The sequence below is a fragment of the Hyphomicrobiales bacterium genome, from assembly GCA_030688605.1.
Taxonomy (GTDB): Bacteria; Pseudomonadota; Alphaproteobacteria; order Rhizobiales; family NORP267; genus JAUYJB01.
The window spans coordinates 1-4,077 of record JAUYJB010000119.1 but is presented as its reverse complement, the minus strand read 5'-3'; the positions used below and the strand labels follow the sequence as shown (position 1 = coordinate 4,077).

Sequence of the window (4,077 nt, the reverse complement as noted above, 5' to 3'; positions counted from 1 at the left end):
TTCGTTTCTGGCCATACACACAGCATATCGCAAGGCGTCAGGTCTTTCAATGGTTTCCAGCCGAAAGAATCCACCCAAACCTTGTGTGTCGGCGTGCCTTGAAGCTTGCGACCATCGGATAGCGTAACCACGAGAGTGACCGCCTGCCGCTTGGTAAGCCTTCCACCCTCCACCGCACGCCATCCGCCGCGCGTCCACGCCATATCGCCAACCGCGACACTCTCAATGGAAACCTCTCCGCGCGATGTCGTTATAAGCGTACCAGCCGCAAGACACTCATCGTCGTTCGCCTTTACCACCTCGTCCATCATCGCGCCTGTGGCTCTATCCCGGCGATGCTCATACGACTCCATACCCAACGCCAGCTTTTCACAGGTCGGCGAGACCGTCAACCGTGGAATGCCCGCCGCATTCATCGCCAGACGGTCGCGCACCGCCTGAATCCCACCCTTTACGTCGTTGTCCGCCGGTTCGACCGGCAAGCCCGCCTCTTGCATCGACGCGCGAAGCATCGCCGCCGACGGATCGATGTAAATTGTGACCCCGGAGTCGTGGTATCGATAAACCAACTGTGACGCCGCCTCAATGATCTCCGCCTCGACCTTCCGCCGCTCGACCCATTCCTCGATGACATGGGCGCGGTCCTCACCATCCAACCCCACGACTTCCATCGCCGTCGGATGGTTATAGCCTACGTCGCAACCGATCACGACGCGCACCCATTGCGCCTTACGCTCCTTAAAATGCACCGACCGCAGCCAATCGGGATAGACCAACTGGTCCGACCCCACCCACAGACCGTCCACGTAACGCAGTTTCGCCACGCCCGTGAACGTGGCTAAGTCGGCCAGATAGCTCGGCCGAAGGAAGATGTTATCGACGGATTTGGTCTGGATCGCCCGGCAGTTAGGAGCACACACCGAATCCGGCACCAAACCAAACCGCACGCCCAACCAGTGCGACGGCGGACCCGGATTACACGCCCCGTAAAGCTGGTTCTTCAACCCCTTCACCCGCACGCGGCACCGGCCGCGCAACTGCGTCCAATCCTCCTCCAGCAATTCCACCGCCTCATCCACCGCACAACCGGAGAGGTTATAGGAGCCGATCTTCGCGGCATCGTCCAAACCAAAATATTGAATCTCGCCTCCCTTGCGCAGGCGAATGACCTTATCCGATTTGTTGTGCGTGTAGTGACCAGGCGGCAGCACCGGCGGCAAATCACCGTCCGGCTCCAGCAACGTCTTGAGCGTCGTCGCTTTCAGCGTCACCAGGTGCTTGCGGCACAAACCTTCACGCGCGCCGGGAACGCTGGCGCGGAGAACCAGCCGGAGGCACACAGCACGAGACTTGCCAGCCGCGAACGCCCCGCTGTAAAGGACTTCGCGCTCCTCGGCCTTGAGGAACTGAAGCTGCTTGGGCAGAGCGCGATGCCGAACCTCACCGATCTTCCTGATCGCCATCGTCCGTTGATTCCCCATCGGCCGACGTTGCCGGTTCAATGATGACCTGAATACCCCCGCCGTCCGGCCCGCTGTGCTCATGCGAAGTCTTGTCGCCCCAGTCTAGCCGGTTCATGCGGGCAATCACCCACTTCATCGTATCGATCTTCACGCGGGCGGCCTGCGCGTCAATCTCTCCGCGCTCACACCGCTCGGCCACGTCGAGCATGTCGTCCACCATCACCGTCGCGCGCTCTTCTCGGGCGATCATGTACGCATTGAGCGCGTATCGGCCGGCGTCTGTGGCGCGTCTCCGCCATTCTCGAAACACTTCGCGCGACGTGCCCTCGGCGGTACAAGCCTCTTTGACCGTTGCGCCTTCCGAAATACGGTTACAAATGCGGTCCACAAGGGCCGGATCATAGGTACTTGCCGGCATGTCAAATCCTCCCATCTGCTTCGGTGTACACCTGCACGGCACCGTTGATCTTCGTCGCCGTGCCCTCCTTCAACTGGACCTGAATGATTCGCGAGCCCAGCGCGTTATCGATGCTGACAACCGCCGGCGTGTTGTTCGCCGGGCTGTACACCGTGTATTTCGACGCGCTGAACAACAGGCCCGCCGTCGCCGTCACCGTGTCAACCGCCAAATCGGTCGCATCAAACGCCAAACCCGCCACGCCCGCATACGTCGATACCGTCAACGCGCCGGTCAGCAGCAGGTACGGCACCCAGCCGGTGTCGTCAAGGTGATTCCAGCCGATGATGTTGTATGTGGCGGTTCCGCCGTCCGCAGCGCCCCAAAAAACGAAGTTGGCCCGCTCGTGGACCAGCCGCGATCCGTGGCGGTGCTCCATCGACACCACGCCGTTCGGCTCGGTCGCCGATGTTTTGGCCGGTCTGGTTAACGTGGTCGCCGGTACGGCCAACACCGCGCCGGAAGTGATGTCGGTCCCAAACAGTGTCGTGAAATCACGGGCAGATAGCATGAGTGGTGATCTCCAGTGCGGCCCTTACCGGGCGGCAAGTGTAAAACGTCCTACGCTACAGCTACGGACTGTTGGCTCTGCTGATTCTGTTGCGCGTCCCACCAACGTAGTGCGGTGCGCTTAATCTTCGGCCATCCAAGCGGCAGTACCCACAGCGAACGATAATCCTTGTCCTGCCGACTCGCTATGTCGAAACCGCCATGGGGCTGCCGCTCATCGGCGAGGTACCGCACTAGGCGGCGAATCTCGGCGCGGGCAATACCCATATCGGCGGAGAGATGGTCTACGTCGGTTTCAGACCACAGACCCAGGTAGGTCAATAATTCCATCGCCCGAGCGTGTGTTTCGGGGTCAACCGGAGAAGGTTTCATACATCTCATCCTTCTTGGGTCGGCACCGGCGTGGCCAGCGCCCGCTTCTGGTTCTGGTGTGACTGCCACAGCTCGATGCCGAACGCCACAATGGTCATTACGGCCAGCGCGGCCTTGTTCGCATCGTCGGCTGCGTAGCCGACCGCGCCCGCCGCAATCGCCAGCTTCATCACCAGACGGGCGAGAAACCCGGTGCAAACCGGGCCGGTGAGAAACGCCTTGATCGTGTCGATGTTCATGTGTAGCAGTCCTCGTAGAGTGATTGCAGTGGTGGCGACCTCAAAAGGTCAACGCGGCCAAAGCGACGCTAATCGCCGCCTTGCCGATGGCCTCCATGATCTGCCTGCCGACCTGCCGGGCGTCGTAGCTGTCCTGTGCCATCTGCTCCATCATCGGCGTCAGCAGCGCCTTCTCGGCTTCCAACTCCTCGGCCGACATGCTGGAGTGCAGCGTGTCGAGGATCGACGGCGCGCTCTTGCCGCTCAATTTCTCATACAACGCCTTGAGGTTGTCCATGCCCTGATCCTGCGCGATGCGCCACACGGCGGGCGCATAGGTCGGGACAATCTGGCGAAACGCGGCGGGGAGCTCGGCCGTCAACTCGTTGATCTTCGCCATGACGGCGTCGGGAATGTCACTCATCGCCGCTCACCTCCACCTTTCGCACCAGGACCGGCTCGCAGACGAAGCACGGCACGAAGCCGTCGTAATTCGCCGGCCGCACGATCTGGAACTCCAGCTGCTTGAGTGCGGCGTGCGGCGCGCCCAGCGCGACCACTTCGCACGTCACCGTTACAGTGTCACCGATGCCGATGCGCTGGCCGTCGGCGTCGAGGTACGGGAGGGAATCGTCCACTACTCACCTCCCGGCTTGCGGCCGTTGGCCCAATCCGCGAATGAAGACCACTGGACCGCATCCTCATCGATCCAGCCCCGCACGCCAGCGGGTACGTCCTCATGCTCGGCGATGGCGGCAGCGTAGGCCCGCGCATTCGCGGCCGTCGAATCGATCAGCGCCGCGTCGGCGGGCCGGACGACGACGCATCCGGCCAGCACTATGACGGCGAACAGGCACGCGAACACTACAACTAGTGGTCTCACGGGTCGGCCTCCGCTATGGGTGGGGTTCATGCCTGTCATTATGGCCGAGATAGGAGCGGCAATCAACGCCGTTTCGGCGTTCCAAGCACGAAATTGCCAAAGTTCTGGCGTTTCGGGCGCAACTTTTGGTAATTTCGTGCGTGCGTAGAGGAGAGGAAGCGGGCTAAGTTTTCC

8 protein-coding genes are annotated in these 4,077 nt (G+C 61.5%); all 8 read right to left on the bottom strand.

Going from position 1 to position 4,077, the window contains the following annotated elements; translation table 11 throughout:
* Positions 1-1,463: phage terminase large subunit (locus Q8P46_12610; protein MDP2620995.1), on the bottom strand; the 1,463-nt coding region annotated here is incomplete at its 3' end.
* Positions 1,441-1,881 carry a hypothetical protein gene (locus Q8P46_12605; protein ID MDP2620994.1) on the bottom strand — a complete coding sequence of 147 codons (441 nt, stop codon included), beginning with the start codon at positions 1,879-1,881 and terminating at the stop codon, positions 1,441-1,443. The genes Q8P46_12610 and Q8P46_12605, both read right to left, overlap by 23 nt.
* A gap of 1 nt (position 1,882) precedes the next feature.
* Positions 1,883-2,431: a hypothetical protein gene (locus Q8P46_12600; protein MDP2620993.1), complete on the bottom strand. Its 549-nt coding sequence runs from the start codon at positions 2,429-2,431 to the stop codon at positions 1,883-1,885.
* Between the two features lie 50 nt (positions 2,432-2,481).
* The gene (locus tag Q8P46_12595) at positions 2,482-2,802 is read right to left on the bottom strand and encodes a hypothetical protein (GenBank protein MDP2620992.1); all 321 of its coding nucleotides are present in this window, start codon (positions 2,800-2,802) and stop codon (positions 2,482-2,484) included.
* Between the two features lie 5 nt (positions 2,803-2,807).
* Complete coding sequence (locus tag Q8P46_12590; protein ID MDP2620991.1) at positions 2,808-3,041, bottom strand: hypothetical protein; 234 nt, start codon at positions 3,039-3,041, stop codon at positions 2,808-2,810.
* Between the two features lie 40 nt (positions 3,042-3,081).
* Entirely contained in the window at positions 3,082-3,420 is a 339-nt protein-coding gene (locus Q8P46_12585; protein MDP2620990.1) for a hypothetical protein, read from the bottom strand.
* Between the two features lie 16 nt (positions 3,421-3,436).
* Positions 3,437-3,658, bottom strand: a complete 222-nt coding sequence (locus tag Q8P46_12580) for a hypothetical protein (GenBank protein ID MDP2620989.1) — start codon at positions 3,656-3,658, stop codon at positions 3,437-3,439.
* Positions 3,658-3,903 (bottom strand): hypothetical protein, encoded by a 246-nt coding sequence (locus Q8P46_12575; protein MDP2620988.1) that lies wholly within the window; start codon positions 3,901-3,903, stop codon positions 3,658-3,660. The genes Q8P46_12580 and Q8P46_12575 overlap by 1 nt, the downstream gene beginning before the upstream one ends.
* Positions 3,904-4,077: the final 174 nt, after the last annotated feature.

Bases quoted from the DNA above. Each gene is read 5' to 3' on its own strand.
- Q8P46_12605 (MDP2620994.1), bottom strand. From the start codon at position 1,881: ATGCCGGCAAGTACCTATGATCCGGCCCTTGTGGACCGCATTTGTAAC.
- Q8P46_12600 (MDP2620993.1), bottom strand. From the start codon at position 2,431: ATGCTATCTGCCCGTGATTTCACGACACTGTTTGGGACCGACATCACT.
- Q8P46_12595 (MDP2620992.1), bottom strand. From the start codon at position 2,802: ATGAAACCTTCTCCGGTTGACCCCGAAACACACGCTCGGGCGATGGAA.
- Q8P46_12590 (MDP2620991.1), bottom strand. From the start codon at position 3,041: ATGAACATCGACACGATCAAGGCGTTTCTCACCGGCCCGGTTTGCACC.
- Q8P46_12585 (MDP2620990.1), bottom strand. From the start codon at position 3,420: ATGGCGAAGATCAACGAGTTGACGGCCGAGCTCCCCGCCGCGTTTCGC.